The organism is Allobosea sp. 10L417, assembly GCF_056395485.1.
This window is the reverse complement of the sequence record NZ_JBFTJP010000020.1, coordinates 16,506-38,468: the sequence shown is the minus strand read 5'-3', so window position 1 is coordinate 38,468 and position 21,963 is coordinate 16,506. Positions and strand designations below refer to the sequence as shown.

At 65.0% G+C, this 21,963-nt stretch carries 22 protein-coding genes and 1 pseudogene; 11 read left to right on the top strand and 12 right to left on the bottom strand.

Annotation, left to right across the window (positions count from 1 at the left end; all coding sequences use genetic code 11):
• Both AC1DE3_RS27365 and AC1DE3_RS27360 read left to right on the top strand, forming a co-directional pair.
• Positions 1 to 480 (top strand): annotated as a pseudogene (locus AC1DE3_RS27365) (hypothetical protein); the annotation flags it as partial.
• A 317-nt stretch (positions 481 to 797) separates the two neighbouring features.
• Positions 798 to 1,148 carry an Atu4866 domain-containing protein gene (locus AC1DE3_RS27360; protein ID WP_441514216.1) on the top strand — a complete coding sequence of 117 codons (351 nt, stop codon included), beginning with the start codon at positions 798 to 800 and terminating at the stop codon, positions 1,146 to 1,148.
• Between the two features lie 84 nt (positions 1,149 to 1,232).
• Here AC1DE3_RS27360 and AC1DE3_RS27355 read toward each other — a convergent pair whose 3' ends face one another.
• Positions 1,233 to 1,844, bottom strand: a complete 612-nt coding sequence (locus tag AC1DE3_RS27355; RefSeq protein WP_476781138.1) for an NAD(P)-dependent oxidoreductase — start codon at positions 1,842 to 1,844, stop codon at positions 1,233 to 1,235.
• 124 nt (positions 1,845 to 1,968) lie between these two features.
• Between AC1DE3_RS27355 and AC1DE3_RS27350 the strand changes: the two genes are divergently transcribed.
• Positions 1,969 to 2,376 (top strand): winged helix-turn-helix transcriptional regulator, encoded by a 408-nt coding sequence (locus tag AC1DE3_RS27350; RefSeq protein ID WP_441514218.1) that lies wholly within the window; start codon positions 1,969 to 1,971, stop codon positions 2,374 to 2,376.
• Here the strand turns inward: AC1DE3_RS27350 and ligD are convergent.
• Positions 2,363 to 4,882: a DNA ligase D gene (ligD, locus tag AC1DE3_RS27345; protein ID WP_476852956.1), complete on the bottom strand. Its 2,520-nt coding sequence runs from the start codon at positions 4,880 to 4,882 to the stop codon at positions 2,363 to 2,365. The two genes, AC1DE3_RS27350 and ligD, sit on opposite strands and share 14 nt — an antisense overlap.
• 376 nt (positions 4,883 to 5,258) lie before the next feature.
• Between ligD and rpsO the strand changes: the two genes are divergently transcribed.
• From rpsO to AC1DE3_RS27330, 3 genes are all read left to right on the top strand, one after another.
• The gene (rpsO, locus tag AC1DE3_RS27340; protein WP_149131827.1) at positions 5,259 to 5,528 is read left to right on the top strand and encodes a 30S ribosomal protein S15; all 270 of its coding nucleotides are present in this window, start codon (positions 5,259 to 5,261) and stop codon (positions 5,526 to 5,528) included.
• A gap of 263 nt (positions 5,529 to 5,791) precedes the next feature.
• Positions 5,792 to 7,963 carry a polyribonucleotide nucleotidyltransferase gene (pnp, locus tag AC1DE3_RS27335; protein WP_441514220.1) on the top strand — a complete coding sequence of 724 codons (2,172 nt, stop codon included), beginning with the start codon at positions 5,792 to 5,794 and terminating at the stop codon, positions 7,961 to 7,963.
• A 266-nt stretch (positions 7,964 to 8,229) separates the two neighbouring features.
• Positions 8,230 to 8,865: a pyridoxamine 5'-phosphate oxidase family protein gene (locus AC1DE3_RS27330; RefSeq protein WP_476781141.1), complete on the top strand. Its 636-nt coding sequence runs from the start codon at positions 8,230 to 8,232 to the stop codon at positions 8,863 to 8,865.
• Between the two features lie 146 nt (positions 8,866 to 9,011).
• Here AC1DE3_RS27330 and AC1DE3_RS27325 read toward each other — a convergent pair whose 3' ends face one another.
• From AC1DE3_RS27325 to AC1DE3_RS27305, 5 genes are all read right to left on the bottom strand, one after another.
• Positions 9,012 to 10,010, bottom strand: a complete 999-nt coding sequence (locus AC1DE3_RS27325) for an adenosine kinase (protein WP_476852955.1) — start codon at positions 10,008 to 10,010, stop codon at positions 9,012 to 9,014.
• Positions 10,011 to 10,204: 194 nt separating this feature from the next.
• Complete coding sequence (locus AC1DE3_RS27320) at positions 10,205 to 10,579, bottom strand: helix-turn-helix domain-containing protein (protein WP_476781143.1); 375 nt, start codon at positions 10,577 to 10,579, stop codon at positions 10,205 to 10,207.
• Positions 10,576 to 11,136 carry a Smr/MutS family protein gene (locus AC1DE3_RS27315; RefSeq protein ID WP_476781144.1) on the bottom strand — a complete coding sequence of 187 codons (561 nt, stop codon included), beginning with the start codon at positions 11,134 to 11,136 and terminating at the stop codon, positions 10,576 to 10,578. The genes AC1DE3_RS27320 and AC1DE3_RS27315 overlap by 4 nt, the downstream gene beginning before the upstream one ends.
• A 1-nt stretch (position 11,137) precedes the next feature.
• Positions 11,138 to 12,304, bottom strand: coding sequence for a murein transglycosylase A (mltA, locus tag AC1DE3_RS27310; RefSeq protein WP_476781145.1), 1,167 nt, complete (start codon positions 12,302 to 12,304; stop codon positions 11,138 to 11,140).
• Positions 12,301 to 13,026, bottom strand: coding sequence for a Tim44/TimA family putative adaptor protein (locus tag AC1DE3_RS27305; RefSeq protein WP_441514226.1), 726 nt, complete (start codon positions 13,024 to 13,026; stop codon positions 12,301 to 12,303). Before AC1DE3_RS27305 ends, mltA begins: the two co-directional genes overlap by 4 nt.
• A 247-nt stretch (positions 13,027 to 13,273) precedes the next feature.
• On the opposite strand from AC1DE3_RS27305, the gene secB reads away from it, so the two are divergent.
• Positions 13,274 to 13,771 carry a protein-export chaperone SecB gene (gene secB / locus AC1DE3_RS27300; protein ID WP_476781146.1) on the top strand — a complete coding sequence of 166 codons (498 nt, stop codon included), beginning with the start codon at positions 13,274 to 13,276 and terminating at the stop codon, positions 13,769 to 13,771.
• 170 nt (positions 13,772 to 13,941) lie between these two features.
• On the top strand, positions 13,942 to 14,688 hold the full coding sequence (locus AC1DE3_RS27295) for a TerC family protein (RefSeq protein WP_476781147.1): 747 nt from the start codon (positions 13,942 to 13,944) through the stop codon (positions 14,686 to 14,688).
• 24 nt (positions 14,689 to 14,712) lie between these two features.
• Here the strand turns inward: AC1DE3_RS27295 and dnaQ are convergent, their stop codons facing one another.
• The 5 genes from dnaQ to AC1DE3_RS27270 are packed head-to-tail and all read right to left on the bottom strand — an operon-like array spanning position 14,713 to position 18,363.
• Positions 14,713 to 15,429: a DNA polymerase III subunit epsilon gene (gene dnaQ / locus AC1DE3_RS27290; RefSeq protein WP_476781148.1), complete on the bottom strand. Its 717-nt coding sequence runs from the start codon at positions 15,427 to 15,429 to the stop codon at positions 14,713 to 14,715.
• A complete protein-coding gene (gene coaE, locus AC1DE3_RS27285) occupies positions 15,422 to 16,048 on the bottom strand; it encodes a dephospho-CoA kinase (protein ID WP_476781149.1) in 627 nt (208 codons plus the stop codon). The genes dnaQ and coaE overlap by 8 nt, the downstream gene beginning before the upstream one ends.
• Before the next feature lie 15 nt (positions 16,049 to 16,063).
• The gene (locus AC1DE3_RS27280) at positions 16,064 to 16,897 is read right to left on the bottom strand and encodes a shikimate dehydrogenase (protein WP_476781150.1); all 834 of its coding nucleotides are present in this window, start codon (positions 16,895 to 16,897) and stop codon (positions 16,064 to 16,066) included.
• 12 nt (positions 16,898 to 16,909) lie between these two features.
• Positions 16,910 to 17,536, bottom strand: coding sequence for a Maf family protein (locus tag AC1DE3_RS27275; RefSeq protein ID WP_476781151.1), 627 nt, complete (start codon positions 17,534 to 17,536; stop codon positions 16,910 to 16,912).
• Positions 17,533 to 18,363 (bottom strand): pyruvate, water dikinase regulatory protein, encoded by an 831-nt coding sequence (locus tag AC1DE3_RS27270; protein ID WP_441514233.1) that lies wholly within the window; start codon positions 18,361 to 18,363, stop codon positions 17,533 to 17,535. The genes AC1DE3_RS27275 and AC1DE3_RS27270 overlap by 4 nt, the downstream gene beginning before the upstream one ends.
• Before the next feature lie 441 nt (positions 18,364 to 18,804).
• Here AC1DE3_RS27270 and hemE point away from each other — a divergent pair, with 441 nt between their 5' ends.
• The 3 genes from hemE (at position 18,805) to rho (ending at position 21,777) form a co-directional block, all read left to right on the top strand.
• Positions 18,805 to 19,857: a uroporphyrinogen decarboxylase gene (hemE, locus tag AC1DE3_RS27265; protein ID WP_476852954.1), complete on the top strand. Its 1,053-nt coding sequence runs from the start codon at positions 18,805 to 18,807 to the stop codon at positions 19,855 to 19,857.
• Between the two features lie 10 nt (positions 19,858 to 19,867).
• A complete protein-coding gene (hemJ, locus tag AC1DE3_RS27260) occupies positions 19,868 to 20,290 on the top strand; it encodes a protoporphyrinogen oxidase HemJ (RefSeq protein ID WP_476781153.1) in 423 nt (140 codons plus the stop codon).
• 221 nt (positions 20,291 to 20,511) lie between these two features.
• A complete protein-coding gene (rho, locus tag AC1DE3_RS27255; RefSeq protein ID WP_441514236.1) occupies positions 20,512 to 21,777 on the top strand; it encodes a transcription termination factor Rho in 1,266 nt (421 codons plus the stop codon).
• Positions 21,778 to 21,963: the final 186 nt, after the last annotated feature.

The following is a 21,963-nucleotide window of genomic DNA, read 5'->3' as shown; positions in this document are numbered from 1 at the left end:
GCCTCGCAGAAGGTGGCGGCGACCATCGCCGACATCTCGGCGGCGTCGGGCGAGCAGGCCAACGGCATCGACGAGATGAGCCAGGCGGTGGCGCATCTCGACGAGATGACCCAGCAGAACGCGGCGCTGGCCGAGCAGAGCGCGGCTTCCGCCAACGCCCTCTCCGGCCGGATCGGTCAGCTCAACGAACTCGTCGCGACCTTCCGCACCGGCCGCGAGGCGGTCGGGCAGTCCAGCTATCCGCAGCCTGTCGCTTCCGCCGCTGCCGCGGCGCGCCCGGCGAAGCCCGCCCCTCGCGCCGTGGTGCGGCCCGTCGCGGTCTCGAACATGGCTCCGGCCGCCTCCGCCAAGGCCCCCGCGGCCGAGCCGGAGCGGCTGCGCAAGCTTGCCGAAGCCGCCTTTGCCCAGTCCAAGGCCACCCCCGCCCCGCGCAAGGTCGCCAATGGCCGCGCCCAGGATGCAGGCTGGGAAGAGTTCTGAGGGCGGAGGACTGAGCCCTCGACGCCCACAGCCCTCCTGCCCTCAAACGAAACGGCGCCCGAAAGGGCGCCGTTTTTCGTCGATCCTGAATTTTTCTGCGCATCGGCACCTTGCGCAGAGCCGGTATCGACCTATCTCTGCGACAGGCGCCGGGACTTTGTGTCCCTTTATGACGCCGACATCGCAAACAGATTTGTGACGACCGTCATGCCGCCTTCCTCGGAATCGGCAGATGCTTCGCCGCTTGCTGACAGGTCCCGACGGGGATGTCTGCGACAAGCGGTTTCAGCCGTCACCAGAACAGGGAGACGAAAACCATGCCTTTCAGCCAGGTTCTTCAAACTCTCGGCCAGCTCGCCTCCGGCTTCACCCAAGCCAGCCGTCCCACCCGCCTGCTCGAGATCGATCTCGACGACAGGGGCGGCCCCACCCCCTTCGAGCAGGCCGCCATCGGCACGTGGAAGACCGAGGACGGGTCGATCTTGATCGACCTGAGACCGGATGGTCAGTTTCACAAGGCCAAGCCAGCAGCCGGCGCGCAGCATCGCGGTCGCTATGCGGTCGATCGCTCGAAGCTCTATTTCGAGGGCGAAAGCGGATGGGTCGCGCTGGGCAAGCTCAAGCGCGGCACGCTCAGCATCGGCGAGAAGCATTTCCGCAAAGCGTAACGCGACGCCGGACAGCTAAGATAGGGCCGTGCCTTCGCGAGAAGGCGCGGCCCTTTCCTTTTTCGGAGTCGTTCGCAGCGCTCGTCAGTAGCCGACCGTGAAGCGGCGGCGGCTATGAGCGTGCTTTTCCAGCTCATCGACCAATGCGATGGCGTAGTCCTCCGCCGAGATCGCGCTGTTGCCGCTGCCGTCGACCAGGAGTTGGTCGGTGCCAAGCCGGAACTTGCCGGTCCGCTCACCCGGCTGGATCAGCGCCGAAGGCGAGAGGAAGGTCCAGTCCAGGCCCTGCTCCCGCTTCAGCAGATCGAGGAAGACGCCGCCCTGCTTGGCCTCGTCGAGATAGGCGGCCGGAAATTCCGGCGTGTCATAGAGCCGGATGCCCGGCGCCACTTCGAGGCTGCCGGCGCCGCCGACGACGAGATAACGCTTCACGCCCGAGTGCTTCACGGCGGCAAGGAGGAGCTGCGGATCGCTGGCGGTGAAATGGACCGCGCTGATCACCGCGCCATGACCGGCAAGGACCTTCGCCAGCCCGTCCTTGTCGAAGATGTCGCCCTTGACTGCGGTGACGCCGGGCAAAGCCGCGACCTTCTCGGGATTGCGGACAATGGCGGTGACGGCGTGGCCGCGCGACGACAGCTCGGCGAGCAGGCGCGAGCCGATAAATCCGCTTGCGCCGATCAAAGCAACTTTCATGACAGGGGCTCCTTGTTGAGGTATCAAAAAGATACCTGCATCCTGTTGGAACCTATCTGCTCATGCCGCGCAGCCCCGTAAAGAAGGCACTTTCGCGCGACATGGTCACCTCCCGGAAACCGCCATGCTGAAACGCCCCGATCCATTTCAGGCGCTCTGTCCGACGCGACGCGTGCTCGATCGCATCGGCGATACCTGGGCCGTTCTGATCCTGATCGCGCTCGACGACGGCACGTTGCGCTTCAACGCGCTCCGGCGCCGGATCGAGAATATCTCCCAGAAGATGCTGTCGCAGACGCTGAAGAGCCTGGAGCGAGACGGACTCGTCCGGCGCGAGGTTTTTCCGACCGTGCCGGTCACAGTCGAGTATTCGCTGACCGAGCTCGGGCGCACGCTCTCGCGAACCGTGCATCAGCTCACCCTCTGGGCCGAAGCGCATATCGGCGAGGTCGAGGAAGCGCAGCAGCGATACGACCGCGGCTCCCAGCTGCTGGAAGGCGGTCGCATTCCGATCCCGCTCATCCCCCGGTAAGCGGCTTGCCCGCCGCGAAGAAGCCGCTCCAGAGATCAGGCGGCAACGCGCCGTCGAGGATGTCGCCCGCCTTGAAGTCATCGGGCTTCAGCTTGTCGATGTCATCCCACTCGACCGGCATCGCCAGCGTCGCACCCGGCCGGGCGCGGGTCGAATAGGGGGCGATCGCGGTCGCACCGCGGCCATTGCGGAGATAGTCGATGAAGATGCGGCCGCGCCGCGCCTTCTTCGACAGCGTCGCGGTATAGAGCTTCGGCTCGGCCTGCTCCATCGCCTTGGCGAAATCGCGGGCGAAACCCCTGACGCGCTCCCAATCCGCCTTTGGCTTCAAGGGCAGCACGACATGGAAGCCCTTGCCACCGGAGACCTTCAGGAAGCTTTCGAAGCCGAGTTCGTCGAGATGCCGGCGCACCGTGAGCGCCGCCTCCCGCACGCGCTCGATCGGCACGCCCTCATCGGGATCGAGGTCGAAGATGATCTGGTCCGGCGTCTCGATGGCGTCCATGGTCGCGCCCCAGACATGGACCTCGACCGTGCCGAGCTGGACGAGAGCGGCGAGCCCATCGAAATCCTCGATATAGACCAGCTCCGCGCCGTCCGAATCCCGGCGCCGTTTGACGGCCTCGTGCAGGCCCGGGCCGGCATGTTTCTGAAAGAAGCGGGAGCCCTCGATGCCGTTCGGCGCGCGCACCAGGCTGAGCGGGCGGCCGATGACGAAACGCTGCATCAGCGACCAGACCTTGGCGTAGTAGGCGAGCAAATCACCCTTGGTGAAGCCGATATCCGGCCAGAGCGGCTTGTCGGGGTTCGACAGTTTCACCACGGTCGCGACCGACCTACTTTGAGAGGGCGGCGCAACCTTCCCGCCCTTCGTTTGCGCCGGAGCCGTTTGGGCGGGCTTCTCCGCGACGATCTCACCCGCCGGCTTGTCCTCGCGCAAGCCCAGGAACGAGGCGTGGCGCAGGGTTTTCGAAGCCGTCCAGGCGCGGAACTCGACCTCGGCCACCAGCTCCGGCTTCACCCAGACAACGCCGCGCTCGCGCCCCGCGGCGCCTTTAAAGGGCGAATTGTCGGTCGCGAGCCCGTCGAGCTTCACCTTCAGAGCAGCTGCGGATTTCGCGGTGAAACCAGTGCCGACGCGGCCTGCCGGCTTCAAATCCCCCTTCTCGTAATAACCCGTCACGATGGAGCCGAGCTTGCGTGGCGCCGCCTGGGAGGGGACATAGCCGGCGATCACGAATTCCTGACGCTGCGTGCATTTCGACTTGATCCAATCGCGCCCCCGGCCACTGCGATAGGGCGCATCAGCCTGTTTCGAGATTACGCCTTCCAGCCCCATGCGGCAGGCATGATTCAGCATGGTCTGGCCCGGCTCGATGAAATGCTCGCTGTAGCGCAGAGGCCCATCGGCCGGGCTGCCCTCCAGGAGATGCTGCAGCCTTTCCTTGCGCGCGAGCAGCGGCTCGTCGCGCAGATCCTCGCCGTCGAGATGAAGCAAATCGAAGGCGAAATAGACGAGACCGCTGGTCTTTCCCTCCGAAAGCGCCTGCTGCAGCATGGAGAAGGACGAGATGCCGTTGCTGCCGAGCGCAACAAGTTCGCCGTCGATCAGCGCAGCCTCGCAGGGCAGACCGGCCAGCGCCGCAATGAGGCTCCCAGCGAAGCGGGCCGTCCAGTCGAGGCCGGAGCGGGTCAACAGCCGGACGTCGCCGTGGTCGATGCGAGCTTCCAGCCGATAGCCGTCGAACTTGACCTCGTGCAGCCAGTTCTCGCCGCTTGGCGGCTTTTCCTGCAAAGTTGCGAGGCAGGGCTCGACGAAGGCGGGAAGATCCTTTCGATCGCTCGGCCGCTTCGCCTTCCGGACAGGCTTCGCGGCGGCCGCCGCCCGCTTTGGCGGCTTTGTCGTGTCCCAGACGGCTCCGCGATCGTCGTCAATGCCGATCCGCTCGACCGACAGGCCGGATTTCACCGAATCGGGCTTGGTGTCGAGGATGTCCTCATCGGTGCGGGCGAATTCGTCCTCCGACTTGATCAGCAACCAGTTGTCGCGCTTCTCGCCTCGCCGGGGCTTCAGCCGAACGAGATGCCAGCGCCCACGCAGCTTGTGGCCCTCCAGCGTAAAAGCCAGGTGGCCCTTCTTCATGCCGGCAGCCGGATCGCCCTCCGGAATCCATTGGCCTTCATCCCAGACGATGACCGAGCCGCCGCCATATTGACCGGCGGGAATCGTGCCCTCGAAGCCGCCATATTCGAGCGGGTGATCCTCGACATGAACCGCCAGACGCTTCTCGGCCGGATCCAGGCTCGGGCCGCGCGTCACCGCCCAGGACCAGAGCACGCCGCCATGTTCGAGCCGAAAATCGTAATGCAGGCGCCGGGCCGCATGTTTCTGAACGACGAAGGCGCCACCCTTCGCGGCAGATTTCTTGCCGGCGCTCGCTGCGCCCGCCGGTTCACGGGTTTGAGAGAAATCGCGTTTGGAGCGATAAGGATCGAGCGTCGACATCGCCTTTTCTCTCCTCACAACCTCGAAGACAGCGCCTTCAAGCGAGCGAGAGTTCGAGATAACCCGTCCACACCGGCCGCGCTGCCATCAGACCATCCGCGGCGATGAGCCTGATCGGCATATCGTGATCCCGCATGCACATGGGCATGACACGATCCCGCCTTCCGGACCGACGATAAGCAAGTCAAACCGGCGTCTGACGCTCCTGTTCCGCACGGCGCTGGCGTTTCCGCCGATTTCGTGTATATGGCCCGCATCCGGCCTGAAAAAGCCGGCAGCGCGACCCCTCCGCGATGAGGTGGCTCGCGGATTTCGGACCTCGCTGGACGACATCCCGGCCTGGCCCGCCAGATCAACCCAAACAGAGGATATCCCGATGTCGATCACTGCCGAGCGCAAGACCGCGCTGCTTCAGGAATACGCCACCAAGCCGAACGACACCGGCTCGCCGGAAGTGCAGGTCGCGATCCTGACCGAGCGCATCAACAACCTGACCGGCCACTTCAAGTCGCACGCGAAGGACAACCACTCCCGTCGCGGCCTGCTCAAGCTGGTCTCGCAGCGTCGTTCGCTGCTCGACTACCTCAAGGGCAAGGAAGAGGCCCGCTACAAGACGCTGATCGAACGGCTCGGCATCCGCCGCTGATCGAAGGCTGAAAACCGTTTCCGCCCGGTGCGCCACGCTCCGGGCGGCATCCTTTTAGGGCGATGCCGCCATGGGCGGATTGCCTCACTGCCGCGGCGGCCGCATGGGGCGGCCCTCCCGCGTGACCCGCCGGGCGCCGCAGACGTCCATGGCAGGATCGCCGAGCGCTCGGGCGCACAACCTTTTCCACCCGAGTGCTCCGCCGTCTTGCCCATGGGCCTGAAGGCACCGGACGGGTCGAACCCGACCGAAAGACGAAACACATGTTCGACATCCAAACCGAAGAACTGATCTGGGGCGGCCGCAAGCTCGTCCTCGAAACCGGTAAGGTCGCCCGCCAGGCCGACGGCGCCGTGATGGCCACCTATGGCGAGACCGTCGTGCTCGCGACCGTGGTCTCGGCCAAGGAGCCGAAGCCGGGCTTCGACTTCTTCCCCCTGACCGTCAACTACCAGGAAAAGACCTTCGCGGCCGGCCGCATTCCCGGCGGCTACTTCAAGCGCGAAGGCCGCCCGAGCGAGAAGGAGACGCTGGTCTCCCGCCTGATCGACCGCCCGATCCGCCCGCTCTTCGTCGAAGGCTACAAGAACGACACGCAGGTCGTCATCACCGTGCTCCAGCATGATCTGGAGAACGATCCCGACATCCTCGCGATGGTCGCCACCTCGGCTGCGCTGACGCTCTCCGGCGTGCCCTTCATGGGCCCGATCGGCGGCGCCCGCGTCGGCTACATCGACGGCGCCTACAAGCTCAACCCGACGGTCGAGGAAGCCAAGGAATCGGTTCTCGATCTCGTCGTCGCCGGCACGCAGGACGCCGTGATGATGGTCGAGTCCGAGGCCAAGGAGCTGACGGAAGAGGTCATGCTCGGCGCCGTGATGTTCGGCCACAAGCATTTCCAGCCGGTGATCGAGGCGATCATCCGCCTGGCCGAGAAGGCCGCCAAGGAGCCGCGCGACTTCACCCCGCCGGATGATTCCGCCGTTCTCGACGCGATCATGAAGGTTGGCGAGTCCGAGCTGCGCGCCGCCTACAAGATCACCGCCAAGGCCGAGCGCTACAAGGCTGTCGACGCCGTCAAGGCCAAGGTCGTCGCCGCGCTGGTCTCGGAGACCCCGGACGGCGTCGCCACCTTCCCGAAGGACAAGGTCGGCGCCCAGTTCAAGGAAGCGCAGGCCAAGATCGTCCGCTGGAACATCCTCGACGACGGCATCCGCATCGACGGCCGCGACGGCAAGACCGTGCGCCCGATCGTCGCGGAAGCGGGCGTTCTGCCGCGCACCCATGGTTCCGCGCTGTTCACCCGCGGCGAGACCCAGGCGCTGGTCGTGACCACGCTCGGCACCGGCGACGACGAGCAGTTCATCGACTCGCTGGAAGGCACCTACAAGGAGACCTTCCTGCTGCATTACAACTTCCCGCCCTACTCGGTCGGCGAGACCGGCCGCATGGGTTCGCCCGGCCGCCGCGAGATCGGCCACGGCAAGCTCGCCTGGCGCGCCATCCACCCGATGCTGCCGGGCAAGGGCGAGTTCCCCTACACCCTGCGCGTCGTCTCGGAGATCACCGAGTCGAACGGCTCCTCCTCGATGGCCACCGTCTGCGGCACCTCGCTGGCGCTGATGGATGCCGGCGTGCCGCTGCGCGCTCCGGTCGCGGGCATCGCGATGGGCCTCATCCTGGAAGGCAAGCGCTTCGCCGTGCTCTCCGACATCCTGGGTGACGAGGACCATCTCGGCGACATGGACTTCAAGGTCGCCGGCACGGGCGAGGGCATCACCTCGCTGCAGATGGACATCAAGATCGCCGGCATCACCGAGGAGATCATGAAGGTCGCCCTCGATCAGGCCAAGGGCGGCCGCGAGCACATCCTCGGCGAGATGGCGAAGGCCCTCTCCGCCTCGCGCAGCCAGCTCGGCGAGTTCGCGCCGCGCATCGAGACGATGAAGATCCCGGTCGACAAGATCCGCGAAGTCATCGGCTCCGGCGGCAAGGTCATCCGCGAGATCGTCGAGAAGACCGGCGCCAAGGTGAACATCGAGGATGACGGCACCATCAAGATCGCCTCGGCCGACGGCAAGTCGATCGAAGCCGCGATCAAGTGGATCAAGTCGATCGTCTCGGAAGCCGAACCGGGCATGATCTATGACGGCACCGTGGTGAAGATCATGGAGTTCGGCGCCTTCGTGAACTTCTTCGGCGCCAAGGACGGCCTCGTCCACATCTCCGAACTCGCCTCGCGCCGGGTCCAGAAGGTGCAGGACGTCGTCAAGGAAGGCGACAAGGTCAAGGTGAAGTTCCTCGGCATGGACGAGCGCGGCAAGATCCGCCTCTCGATGAAGGTCGTCGACCAGGAAACCGGCGAAGACATCACCGAGAAGCTCAAGGCTGAGCGCGACGCCGAGAAGGCCCGCGAGAAGCAGCAGGCCGAGTAAGCTTCGCCCTCACGCGATTCACGTGAAACGAGACGCCCCGCATCTCCCGATGCGGGGCGTTTTGCTTTGGTCTGTGTCCGGCAGAGGCGGGAGAGGCGACGTCGTGCCGGGGCTTGTCCCGCGCATCGCGTGAAGCAGCGGCACTTCTTCTTGCCAGCAATTCCAGGGTTTCCGCTTCGCCTTGCCCGGGGAAGGACGGCCCGCTTTCGAGAAGGTGACGCGCCGCCATCAATAGTCTAGACATATGTCCATCCATGGAGACCGGCATGTCCGACCACCGCATCGCCTCGCTCGACGATCTCGCTCGCGCCTACCCCAATCCGCTCGCTCCGGCCTCGGTCTTCAAGGAGATCGATCATGTCGACGAGAATTATGCAGCGCTGATCGCCGCCTCGCCGTTTTTTGTGCTCGCGACGGTCGGCCCGGAGGGGCTGGATTGTTCGCCGCGCGGGGATCTGCCGGGCTTTGTCACGGTGCGGAACGCGAAAACGCTCCTGATTCCCGACCGAAAAGGAAACAACCGTCTGGATTCATTGAAGAATATTCTGTTTGACGATCGAATCGGAATGCTCTTCCTGATCCCCGGTTACGGCGAGACGCTGCGCGTGAACGGACGCGCAGCGATCTCCTGCGATCCTGAGTTGTGCGCATCGTTCGAGATGGCCGGGAAGCTGCCGGCGAGCGTCATGATCGTCCATGTCGAGGCCGTCTACTTCCAGTGCTCGCGCGCGGTGGTGCGGGCGGAGCTCTGGAACCCGAATCGGCAGGTCGACAAGCGGACCCTGCCCTCGCCCGGAACGATCCTGCGCGACATCACCGCGCGCAATGCGGCGGTCGAGACCTTCGACGGCGGGGCTTACGACGCGGCGCTGCCGGCGCGGGTCAAGGCGACGCTGTATTGAGGTGTGCCGTATTCGGAGCAGGCGCGCGTCATGCTCGGCCTCGAGCCGAGCATCTCGGGACGAGAGGACGCCTGCACAGTGAGCCTTGTCTAGATGCGATTCTCGGGTCCGCGCAAAGCGCGGCCCGAGAATGACGGACTATCGGCTCACAGCAGGCCTTCGTTGCCCGCCAGCGTCTTCAGGACGACATCCGGCCGGGCGCCGATATGCGAGATGATTTCGGCCGCTGCCAAGGCGCCAAGACGCAGACAGTCGCGGGTCTCTCGGCCGGAGGTCAGGCCGTAGAGGAAGCCGGCGGCAAAGAGATCGCCCGCGCCGGTTGCGTCGACGACGCGCTCGATCGGGAAGACCGGCTCCTCGATGATGCCGTCCGGCGTCACCGCCAGCGCGCCCTTCTCGGAGCGGGTGACGACCGCGATAATGTTCTCGGAGCGCAGCCAGGACAGGGCCGTATCGAAATCCGAGGTCTCATAGAGGCTCTTGAGCTCGTGCTCATTGGCGAAGACGAGGTCGACCATGCGGTTGCGGATCAGGCCGACGAATTCGTCGCGGTAGCGGTCGACACAGAAGGAGTCCGACAGGGTGATCGCGACGCGCCCGCCCGCCCTGTGCGCAACCTCGGAAGCCTTGCGAAAAGCCTCCTTCGCCGCCGGCGGGTCCCACAGATAACCTTCGAGATAGATGATGTCGGCGTTCTCGACAGCCTTCTCATCGACATCCGCGGCGGAGAGACCCTGGCAGGCGCCGAGATAGGTGTTCATCGTGCGCTCGCCATCGGGTGTGACGATGATGAAGGAGCGCGCCGTCGCCGGGCCGTCGGCGGCCGCAGCCGTATCGAAGGCGACGCCAAGCGAGGTGAGATCGTGGCGGTAGAGCTTGCCGAGCTCATCGGCCTTGACCTTGCCGATGAAGGCGCCCTTGCCGCCGCAGGAAGCGAGGCCGGCGATGGTGTTTGCAGCCGAGCCGCCGGAGATGATGCGCGCCGGCCCCATGGCGGCGTAGAGCGATTCCGCTCGGCTCTCGTCGATCAGCATCATCGCGCCTTTGGTCAGCTTCTGCGCGGCGAGGAAATCTTCCTCGGCCAAAGCCAGGACATCGACGATGGCGTTGCCGAGGGCGAGGACGTCCGTGCGGGTCTTGGTCATGAGCTGGCTTGTCCGGAATTGCGCGGCCGAAGTGCCGGAAAGGAAGGTTTCGGCGTGTCGCATCCGCGCGCGGCGGGGTCAAGCGGCCTAGATCGCCGTGTGTTCTTTCGGACGCAAAGTGGCGATCCGGCCCTTTGTGCAAGCATCGGATTTGCCCGAAAAGCGGATTCCGCTTGTCGGTCCGATGCTCCGGCTCAACCCTTGTCCCGGCGCGTGGCGGCTTCGTCGAGGACCGCCGCCAGGCGACGCAGATCCTCGCCGTCGAGTTCGGCGATCTCGCGGGCAAGACGGTTGGCGAAGAGTGTCGCCTCGGGATCGAGGCCGGCCGTATCGACGGTGACGCGCGGATGCGAGAGATCGGCGAGGCGGACGAGTTCATCCGCCTCGTCCCAGATGACGCCGAGCACATGGATCGCGCCCTGGATCAGGGTGAAGGTCGGACGACCACGCTTGCCGTGCTCCAGCGCCGAAAGATAGGCCGGCGTCACGCCAAGGCCGTCCGCCATCTGAGCAAGGGTCAGGCCTCGCCGGTCCCGAAGCTCACGCACACGCCGTCCGAAGGGCGTCACGGGCCGTGCTCCCTAGGCCGCCGCAAGCGCACATAGAGCGCGCCGGAACCGCCATGGCGCTGCTCAGCTTCTTCGAAGCCCAGCAGCAGCGGGCGCAGCTCCGGGAGCCTGAGCCAATGCGGCACCATGCGCCGCAGGACGCCACGCTCATCACCGAACAGGGTTGGTGCAGGACCGCCCTTTCCGGTGACGACAAGGGCCAGGCGGGTGCCGCGGGCCTGTTCGCGACGCAGGAAGCCGTGCAGGGCCAGATGCGCCTCGTCCTGCCGCATCCCGTGCAAATCGATCGATGCTTCGATCTCCTGCCGGCCACGCCGGAGCTGCGTGCGCAGGCGGCGCTCGATCGGCGCGAGCGGCGGAGCCGCCGGGGGCGACGTTCTTGCCGAGGCGACGGCAACGACAAGAACGGATGTCTCGGTTGGAGAAGGCACTGCCGGAGGCGGGGCCGGCTCCGGCTCGATCGGCGCCCTACCGGGCAGCGGCTTGACCGAACGCGCCACCTGTCTCCAGAGCGCGATATCGGCCTGCGTCAGCGTCTTGCCCCGGCGTGACCGCATGTCAACGCGGCCAGAGCACGGTGAAGGACACGGGATGGCGGATCAGCCCGGCGCGATGGCCGGCAGCCGGGCCGGAACCGACGAAGAGGTCCATCCGGGCCGGGCCGAGGATGGCCGAGCCCGTGTCCTGCGCGATCATCAGCCGGGCGAGATGCTCGTCACCGCCAGCACCATCCGGAATCGTCGTGTCGATCCAGACAGGCAGACCATAGGGCCAAGCAGTACGATCGATGGCGATGCTGCGCAGCGGCGTCAGCGGTAGTCCGGCGCCGCCGATCGGCCCGCTCTCCGCTGGAAGATCGTCGCGGCGGGCGAAGAAGACGAAGGACTTGTTCAGGCGGATCAGGTCCCGGGCAAAGGCGGGGTCGGCCTTCAGCCGAGCGACGAGCCGGTCCATGGTCATCTGCTCGGGCGGAATGGCCTCGCGCTGGCTGAGAACGCGGCCGAGCGAGGTATAGGGATGGCCGTTGCGACCTGAATAGGTCAGCCGCGTCACAGAACCGTCGGGCAAGCGAACGCGGCCCGAGCCCTGCACCTGCAGCACGAAACGGTCGACCGGATCGCGTAGCCAGAGAATCTCCAGCCCCTGCCCGTCGAGCGCGCCGGTCTCGATCGCGGTGCGGTCCGGAAAGGGTTCGAGTCCCCTTTGGGTGCGGCGCGCGGCGGACAACGTCTTTTCCAGGTCCGGCCAGTCATCCTCCGGGAAGCGCGTCACCAGATCCTTCGGTCGGTCGTAGAGCGGTGTCGGGAAGGCATCAGTACGCTTGAGCGAACCTTCGAACTCCGGCTCGAAATAGCCCGTCGTGAAGCCGGTAACAGCGCCGGCCGGCCGGATGCGCCAGAAGCTGAAATTCTGTTCGAAGAAGCCGCGCGCCTGGTCCCGGCCGACATTGCCCTTGGCGGCCAGCCCCTTCGCCTTGTCGCAGACGGCGGCGAGGATGTCGGGCAAAGATACGGCCTGGCGCAGCGGCGGGTCGGCCATGCAGCCGCGCGCGAAAATGGCGAAAGCCCGGGCGTGATCGTCCCGGGCCCAACCATCGATCTCATGCGCGGCGCGTTGCTCGGCCCGGGCGCCGTCCGGCAAGGGAAAGGGAGCGGCCATAGCGGTCATGGAGGGGAGGCAGACTGCCGCGGAAAGCGCCAGCGCGATCCCCGCAGCACGGTTCACGCGGCCGATTCGGTGGCGACCAGCAGCCAGTTCGGATCGCGGCTGCCGAGCTGACGCGAGAAGGTCCAGATGTCGTTGACTTCGGAGACCTGATCGGCGCTGCCGTCGACGACATTGCCCTGCGCATCGCGGGTAACGCTGATCAGTTGCGAGATGAAGGCGATGGTCACCTGGGCGGTCTTGCCCTTGACGTCGACGGCGGCGAGATCGGCCTTGTCGATCGAGACGAAATTCGATTCCGCCTTCTCGCCGCGCTTCTCGCGCTCGGTAATCGCCTGCTCGAAACCGTCATAGACATCCTTCGCAAGCAGGCCCTTGAGCATCTTGCGGTCCCCGCGCGCGAAAGCGGTGACGATCGCCTCATAGGCCGACTTTGCGCCCGAAATGAAGGCATGCGGATCGAAGCTCGGCTCCTGCCTGATAATGGCCTCGATGCCGGCACTGACCGGCGAATCCGGCGGAGCGAGATCCTTCCAGCGCTCGGCGGCCGGCGGGTCTGCGGCGACGGAATCGTTGGCGGCACCCGGCAGGCGGATCACATTGTCGCGCTTGTCCGGGGACTGCGCCTGGTCAGGCCGCATCGGCGGGGTCTCGCGACGCGCGAAAGGATCCTTCGGCTGCTCGTTGCCGGTCTTCTGACCGAGCACGGAACGCAGCTTCCAGGCGACGAAAACGGCCAGAGCCAAGAAGACCAGAGTCGTCATGTCGAAGGAATTTTGCATCGAAGGCTGACCCGCGGCTCCCCGTTATTGCTTGCAGCCTTTCCGCGCAGCCGCGGCAGGCCTTAGCCGTCATATGGTAAGACAGGCTCGTAACATCCACCCCCCACCTTGTGAAGGCGACTTCTTGTGCCGGCCCAGCGTCCATGATAGCCGACGCGCGCGTTGCTCCGGAATGTGGGACGCAGTCCCGGACGCCGGCAATGGCGCGGGATTTCCCGAGACAGCCTGCCAGAACAAGATGGGACCGATGGCCAACGAACTCCCCAACGGCAATGGCACGGACGCTGCGAACGCGGCTCCCAGCCTGAACGCCCTAGTCCAGTACACGAAGGATTTTTCCTTCGAGAACCCCAAGGCGCCGCGCTCGCTCTCCCAGCAGGAGGCGCAACAGGGCCCGCAGATGTCGCTGCAGGTCAATGTCGGCAGCACTGCGCTCGGCGACAGCGATTATGAGACCGTGCTTCGCCTGGAAGGCAAGGCCGAACTGAAGGGCGAGACGCTCTTCGCCTTCGACCTGAGCTATGCCGGCGTGTTTCGTCTGCAGAACATCCCGCAGGAGCACATCCACCCTGTACTGGTGATCGATTGCGCCCGCCTGCTCTTCCCCTTCGCACGCCAGATCGTCGCGGAAGCGGTCCAGAACGGCGGCTTCCCGCCCTTCTACATCCCGCCGATCGACTTCGCCTCGCTCTATCAGCAGCGTATGCAGGAACTGCAGGGTCAGCCCGGCGCCACCGCCAACTGACGGCAGCTCGAGCCGCTACAAGGATCAAGAAAGGGCCCTTCCGGGGCCCTTTTTCATTTGTTGCGGATCATTGTTGCCCTTGCAGAGCAAGTGCCACCTCTCCATGTCGCACGAGCAACGGCGGACGCCCCGGCAGGGACGCCCGCCTTTTCCGTATCCGTGGAGACCCGATGGACAACCTTCTGACACTTGCCGCCGACCCCGCCGTATGGGCCGCGCTCGGGGCATTGATCGCCATGGAGGTCGTGCTCGGCATCGACAACCTAATCTTCATCTCCATCCTGACCAACAAGCTGCCCGAACATCAGCGCTCGAAGGGCCGCAAGATCGGTATCGGCCTGGCGCTGATCCTGCGCCTTGCGCTGCTCAGCACCGTGGCCTTCATCGTCACGCTGACCACGCCGATCTTCTCGGTACTCGGCCAGGCCTTCTCCTGGCGCGATCTGATCCTCATCGCCGGCGGCCTCTTCCTGGTCTGGAAGGCGACGAAAGAGATCCATCACAAGGTCGATCCCGATCCCGACTCCGTCCTCGCCGGGGGCGGCCGGGCAGTGACGCTGAGCTTCGGCAGCGCGATTTTCCAGATCCTGCTGCTCGACCTCGTTTTCTCGATCGACTCGATCATCACTGCGGTCGGCATGACCGAGCACGTGCCAGTGATGGTGATCGCCGTGATCGTCGCCGTGCTGACGATGCTGCTCGCCGCCGATCCGCTGGCGCGCTTCATCGACAGGAACCCGACCATCGTGATGCTGGCGCTCGGCTTCCTGCTGATGATCGGCGGTACGCTGATCGCAGAGGGCTTCGGCGTGCATGTGCCGAAGGGCTACATTTACGCCGCTATGGCCTTTTCGGCCCTGATCGAGGCGCTCAACATGCTTTCGCGCCGCAAGGTGCGGAAGGACGCCCAGAGCTGACCTTCCAGGAAAGGACGATGCGGATTACTGTGCCGCGTCGTCCGTGATGCCGAGATAGCCCTTCCACAGCGGGGCCTTCAGCGATCCCAGGATGAAGGCCTCATGCGCCTTGATGGCGGCTTCGTCGAGGCGTGGCGCAAGCGGACGCTGGCGCTGCGGCTTCTCGGCCGCAACCATCGCAAGCCCGCCGCGACCCGCCACTCCCTCGACGCCGAGACCCAGCGAGGTCTGCTTGCCGCCGATCAGCTCGATATACACCTCGGCGAGGATCTCAGAGTCGAGCAAGGCGCCGTGCCTGGTGCGGCGGCTGTTGTCGATGCCGTAGCGCGAGCACAGCGCATCGAGGCTGTTCGAAGCGCCGGGGTGCTTGCGGCGCGCCATCGACAGGGTATCGACCACCCATGCCTGCTCGATCGGCGGCAGGCCGAGGCGCTTGAACTCCATGTTGATGAAGCCGACGTCGAAGGCAGCGTTGTGGATCACCAGCTTCGCGCCGGCGATGAATTCCGCGAACTCCTGGGCGACCGCGGCGAATACGGGCTTGTCCGATAGGAATTCTTCCGAGAGGCCGTGGACATTGAACGCCCCGGCCGGCATCGAGCGCTCGGGGTTGATGTAGACATGATAAGTGCGGCCGCTCGGGCAGTGATTGACCAGCTCGACGCAGCCGATCTCGACGATGCGGTCGCCATTATTGGCTTCGACGCCGGTGGTTTCGGTATCGAGAACGATCTCACGCATCGCTTGAGGACCTCACTGCAGCGCCGCGCCCGGGACGGCCGGCGAGCGCCATCAGGATAGAACCGACCTGTCGCTCCGCGGCCACGAGCCCGCGCGCCGTGTCCACAAGGAAATGGGCGTGGCGGCGCTTCTCGGCATCCGGCATCTGGCGCGAAAGGATCGCCTCGAGCTTTTCCGCGTTCATGCCGGGCCGGGCGAGGACGCGTTCGCGCTGAACCTCGGCCGGCGCGGTCACGACGAGGACTGCGTCGCAACGCACTTCCCCGCCGGTTTCGAGCAGCAGCGGCACGTCGATGACGGCAAGCGCCGCGCCCTCGCGGCGACAGCGCGCGACGAAGCTTTCCTCTTCCTCGCGCACGAGCGGATGAATGATCGCCTCGAGCCGCTTGAGCGCTTCCGGCTTTCCGAGGACCGCCGCGCCCAGTTTCGCCCGATCGACCACGCCATCGACCAATGTGCCGGGGAAGGCCTCCTCGATCGGTGCCGCCGCGCGGCCGCGGTGCAGGCGATGTACGGCAGCATCCGCATCATGCAACGGCACGCCGCGCTGCACGAACAGCCCGGCCGTCGTCGACTTCCCCATTCCGATCGAGCCCGTCAGCCCCAGCACGAAGGTCATGCTCTCTCCGCCGAATCAGGTCTTCAGGATATCGGCTTCGATCAGGGCGCGCAGGGCCGGCGTCACTTCCGGCGTTACGCCGAACCAGCGAGCGAAGCCCGGTACGGCTTGATGCAGCAGCATGCCCAGACCATCGACCGGAATGCCGCCGCGACTCTCGGCCTCCGCGAGGAGCGCCGTCTTGAGAGGCGCATAGACGATGTCGTCGACGATGGTGCCGGGCCGGAGCGCCGCGAGATCGATCTCCAGCGGCGGTTTGCCCTGCATGCCCAAAGCCGTCGCGTTCACGATGAGATCGGCCTGCCCGACTAGCCGGTCGCGCTGATCCCAGTCTCCGGTCTCAAGCGGCCGCCCCAAGGCAGCAGCCAATTCCTCTGCGCGCTCGCGGCTGCGATTGACGACGACGACGTGGTCGACGCCCCGCGACTTCAGCCCGTAGCAGATGCCGCGCGCGGCCCCGCCGGCGCCCAGGACGAGTGCTGTTCCGACACGCCCCTGCCAATCCGGCACAGTCGCATCGAGATGAGCGAGGAAGCCCGGCACATCGCTGTTATCAGCCAATACGCGATTGCCCTCGCGCCAGAGCGTGTTGACCGCGCCGACCGCCCGGCCGGCATCGCTGACCTCATCGACCAGCACCATCACTGCTTCCTTGTGCGGCACGGTGACATTGCCGCCGGCGAATTCACCGTCGCGCAGGCGCTGGATGAAGGCGGGCAGATCGGGCGGTGCGACGTCGACACGCTCATACGAACCGGCGATCCGGTAGTGGCGGAGCCACTCGCCATGGATCATCGGCGAGCGCGAATGAGCGATGGGGTGTCCTACAACGAAGCAGCGAGGCGGCATGGGATAGTCCGGTCAGCGGGCGAGGCAGCCGAGATCGCGCAGGGCGGCGAGAACGGCAAGCAAGGGCAGGCCAAGGATGGTGAAGTGATTGCCTTCGACGGTATCGAAGAGCTGGGCGCCCAGCCCCTCAAGCTGATAGCCGCCGACGCTGGACAGGGCCGCAGGGCCGACCAGATCGACATAGAGCCCGATGAAGTCGGAATCGAGAGAACGCATGGTCATCCGCGCGGTCTCGCGCCCTTCGGCGATCGGCGCGCCATCCCTCGCCAGGACGAAGGCGGAGTGGAGTTCGTGCGTCCTGCCGGCGAGCTCCGCGATCTGCTCGGCAGCTGCGAAGCTGTCGACCGGCTTGTGGAAGGTGATCCCGTCGCAGGTCAGGGTCTGGTCGGCGGCGAGGACGAGACGACCGGGCCGCGCGTTCGAAACAGAGAGAGCCTTGGCGCAGGCAAGCGCCGCTGCGATCTGGTCTGCCGGGACATGCTGCTCGACCAGCGGATGCTCGACCGCGCGCTCGTCGATCTCGGGCTTCAGCACCTCTACCGGAATGCCGGCCGCAGCCAGCATGTCGCGGCGGGCCGTGCTCCCGGAGGCGAGGATCAAGGGCTGTGCTTCGAGCCAAAGACTGTTGGAAATGATCATGTCGCGATGAACTTCATGCGGTGGTCGCGCAGCAGGTCGACGATCGATGCTGCGGTTTCCTCAATCGAGCGACGGGTCACATCAATGACCGGCCAGCCCTTGCGGGCGCAGAGCCGGCGCGACTGCGAGACTTCGTCGGCAACGGCCGCCGGATCTACATAGGATGTCTCATCGTCGGCGCGTAGGGACAGGAGCCGATTCTGGCGGATCTGGACGATACGATCGGGGCTGGCGATCAGGCCGACGATCAGCGGCTTCTTGGCGCTCTCCAGTTCGACAGGCAGCGGAATATTCGGAACGAGAGGGATATTGGCGGTCTTGATGCCGCGATTGGCGAGATAGATGCTCGTCGGTGTCTTCGACGTCCGGCTGATGCCGACCAGGATGACGTCGGCATTGTCGAGATCGCCGCCCATCTGGCCGTCGTCATGGAGCAGCGTGTAGTTCATCGCATCGATCCGGCGGAAGTACTCGGTATTGAGAACATGCTGCGCGCCCGGCTTCGTCGCGGAGGCCTGGCCGAGATAGGATTGGAACAGCGACAGCACCGGCTGCAGCACCGAGAGACAGGGGCAGCCCAGCTCGCGGCAGAAGTTCTCGAGCTTTTCCTGCCATTCAGGTTCGACCAGCGTGTAGAGCACGACGCCGGGTGAGGATTCGATTTCGGCCAGAACGCGGGCGAGCTGAGCCTCCGAGCGCACCAGCGGGTAGACATGCTCGATAGCGGACACGCTCTCATATTGTGCCGCTGCGGCACGGCTGACGGCGATCAGGGTTTCGCCGGTCGCGTCTGAAACCAGATGCAGATGGAAATAGTTGCGGACCACGGCGTCCCCCGGCCTGAAGCGCTCTTGTCTTCATCTAGCGCGCTTTCGGCCGGATCGGAATCAGGCATTCGATCCGAAAGCGTCCGCACCATGGCCGCTCCGAGTTTTCCCGGGGCATGGGGAGTGGTGTGGACAACCCGGTCTCTGGCCGGTGGTGGCGAGAGCGCCTGTATAACCCGCCCTGTTCGTCAACAGACGCCGGACTGTGCATGGTTAAGGAAGTGTTTCACGTGAATCATTCTGGCCGCCGCAGGAGCGGAAGCGGATTCCAATTCGTTAATAAAGCCTTAACACCCGATCGTTCGAGCCTGAGACCCGCGACCGGCTGTCCCACCACCTGTGGAACGGTTGTGGACAGGATTGGGCCGGGCTATCTCCCCTGTCCAAGAGTCAAAGAAAAAGAGAATCTTTCATAGAATCTCTTTTTAGTGAGGATACGGGATGAGCCATCCAGCCCCTGGAACGATCAGCGCAGAGCCGCTCTTTCTTCGGGCATTGGCAGGCGAGAAATTGCCTGTTCCTCCGATCTGGCTGATGCGCCAGGCGGGGCGCTATTTGCCGGAGTATCGCGAGCTTCGGGCCAAGGCCGGCAGCTTCCTTGCGCTCTGCTACAACCCCGAGCTCGCTGCCGAGGTGACGCTCCAGCCGATCCGGCGCTTCGGCTTCGATGCCGCGATCCTGTTCTCGGATATTCTCGTCGTGCCGCAGGCACTCGGGCAGAAGCTCTGGTTCGCAGAGGGCGAAGGTCCGCGGCTGGAACCCGTCGCGGATGCCGCAAGACTGGCAGAGATCGATCAGCTCGCCGATGGCGCCAAGCTGGATCCCATTCTGGAGACCGTGCGGCGGGTGCGTGGTGCCTTGCCCCGCGAGACGGGGTTCATCGGCTTCTGCGGGGCTCCCTGGACTGTGGCGACCTATATGGTGGCCGGCCGCGGCACGCCCGATCAGGGACCTGCCAAGGCCCTGTTCGCGAAGGACCCTGAACTGTTCCAGGCGATCATCGATCGCATCGTCGTTGCCTCCGTGAGCTATCTCAACGCCCAGATCGCCGCCGGCGTCGATGCGGTGCAGATCTTCGACAGTTGGGCAGGCGCGTTGGGACCGGAGGATTTCAGGCGCTGGTGCGTCGCGCCGACCCGGCGGATCGTAGAGGGCGTGCGCGCGGTTCACCCCCATGCCCGCATCATCGGGTTCCCACGCGGAGCCGGCCGGCTGATCCCGGACTATGTTGCTGGAACGGGTGTCGATGCGGTCGGGCTCGAATCCGATATCGATAGGGACTTTGCGCGCGACGCCATCCAGACGAGGCTGCCCGTGCAAGGCAATCTCGATCCGCTCGTTCTGAGGGCTGGCGGCCCGGAGCTCGAGAAGGAAATCGCGGCGATCCTCTCAGCCTTCGGTCGCGGGCCGTTCGTCTTCAATCTCGGGCATGGCATCCTGCCGGATACGCCAATCGCCCATGTCGAGCGGCTGCTGAAGGCCGTGCGGGGCTGAGGGTCAGGATATGTATGAGTGGATCAAGGCTTTCCACGTCGTCGCGGTCATCTCCTGGATGGCCGGGATGCTCTATCTGCCGCGGCTGATGGTCTACCATGCCGAGGCTCAGATCGGCTCGATCCAGTCCGAGACCTTCAAGATCATGGAGCGCCGGCTGCTGAAGGGCATCATCAACCCGGCGATGATCCTGACCTGGGTGCTCGGTCTCTACCTCGCCTGGTACGGCTTCGCCTTCAAAGGCGGCTGGCTGCATGCCAAGCTGCTGCTGGTGCTGATCCTCTCCGGTATCCATGGGGTGCTGGTGAAGCATGTCCGCGCCTTCGCCGAGGACAAGAACCAGAAATCTCCCCGCTATTTCCGCATCCTCAACGAAGTGCCGGCTGTGCTGATGCTCGTCATCGTCATTCTCGTCATCGTGAAACCGTTCTAACGCAGACGATTCTTCCCGCTTGAGCCCGGCCGCGATTCCCGCTATCAGGAGCTGCGCTTCTCCAGCGTCCTCCCTTGTTGTCGACTGTTCGTGAGCGATCTGCCCTAGCAGCAGCTCAGGTCGCGCACCCCCCGCGCAGGTCCGGTCAGGGCCGAAGTCGATCACTCCAGTACAGTCCCCACCCCTGCCGATTCGCAGGGCGTTCACGATCCGGGTGCCCCATGCGGGAAATCAAGCTCCAAGAGCTCAAGATCAAATCGCCGACCGAACTTCTGACCTTTGCCGAGGAGGTGGAGGTCGAGAACGCCAGCACGATGCGCAAGCAGGAGCTGATGTTCGCCATCCTGAAGCAACTCGCCGCACGCGAGACCGAGATCCTGGGCGAGGGCGTGGTCGAGGTGCTGCAGGACGGCTTCGGCTTCCTGCGCTCCTCCGATTCGAACTATCTGCCGGGTCCCGACGACATCTATGTCTCGCCCTCGCAGATTCGGAAGTTCGGTCTGCGGACTGGCGATACGGTCGAGGGGCCGATCCGCAGCCCCAAGGATGGCGAGCGCTATTTCGCCCTGCTCAAGGTCAACTCGATCAATTTCGAGGACCCGGAGAAGATCAAGCACAAGATCCACTTCGACAATTTGACGCCGCTCTACCCGGACCAGCGGCTGAAGCTCGAGGTGCAGGATCCGACCAAGAAGGATTTCTCGCCACGCGTCATCGACATCGTGGCGCCGATCGGCAAGGGCCAGCGCGCGCTGATCGTCGCGCCGCCGCGCACCGGCAAGACCGTGCTGCTGCAGAACATCGCCCAGTCGATCACGACCAATCATCCCGAGTGCTATCTCATCGTTCTGCTGATCGACGAGCGGCCGGAAGAAGTCACCGACATGCAGCGCTCGGTGAAGGGGGAGGTCGTGTCCTCGACCTTCGACGAGCCGGCCTCGCGCCACGTCCAGGTCGCGGAGATGGTCATCGAGAAGGCCAAGCGTCTGGTCGAGCATGGCCGCGACGTCGTCATCCTGCTGGACTCGATCACCCGCCTCGGCCGCGCCTACAACACCGTGGTTCCGTCCTCGGGCAAGGTGCTGACCGGTGGTGTCGACGCCAATGCCCTGCAGCGGCCGAAGCGCTTCTTCGGCGCCGCCCGCAATATCGAGGAAGGCGGCTCGCTCACCATCGTCGCGACAGCGCTGATCGACACCGGCTCGCGCATGGACGAAGTGATCTTCGAGGAGTTCAAGGGAACGGGCAACTCCGAGATCATTCTCGACCGCAAGGTGGCCGACAAGCGCATCTTCCCGGCTATCGACATCATCAAGTCCGGCACCCGCAAGGAGGAGCTCATCACGCCGCGCTCCGACCTGCAGAAGACCTATGTGCTGCGCCGTATCCTCAACCCGATGGGACCGCAGGATGCGATCGAGTTCCTTTTGGACAAGCTGCGCCAGACCAAGCAGAACTCGGAATTCTTCGACTCGATGAATACCTGACGGGTCCACCCGATCCGGCATTCGATTCGCCGCCGTATCGATCGCGCAGAAGCGGTCGGACGGCGGCGAATTTGTTTGTGGCGCAGCTACCGCCGGCGCCACTAATCTATATGGCGACCAATTTACTCCCGTTACAACCGCGAGAAAGATTTCCCGGAAGGACTCGATTCGTAATCGAAACGAATC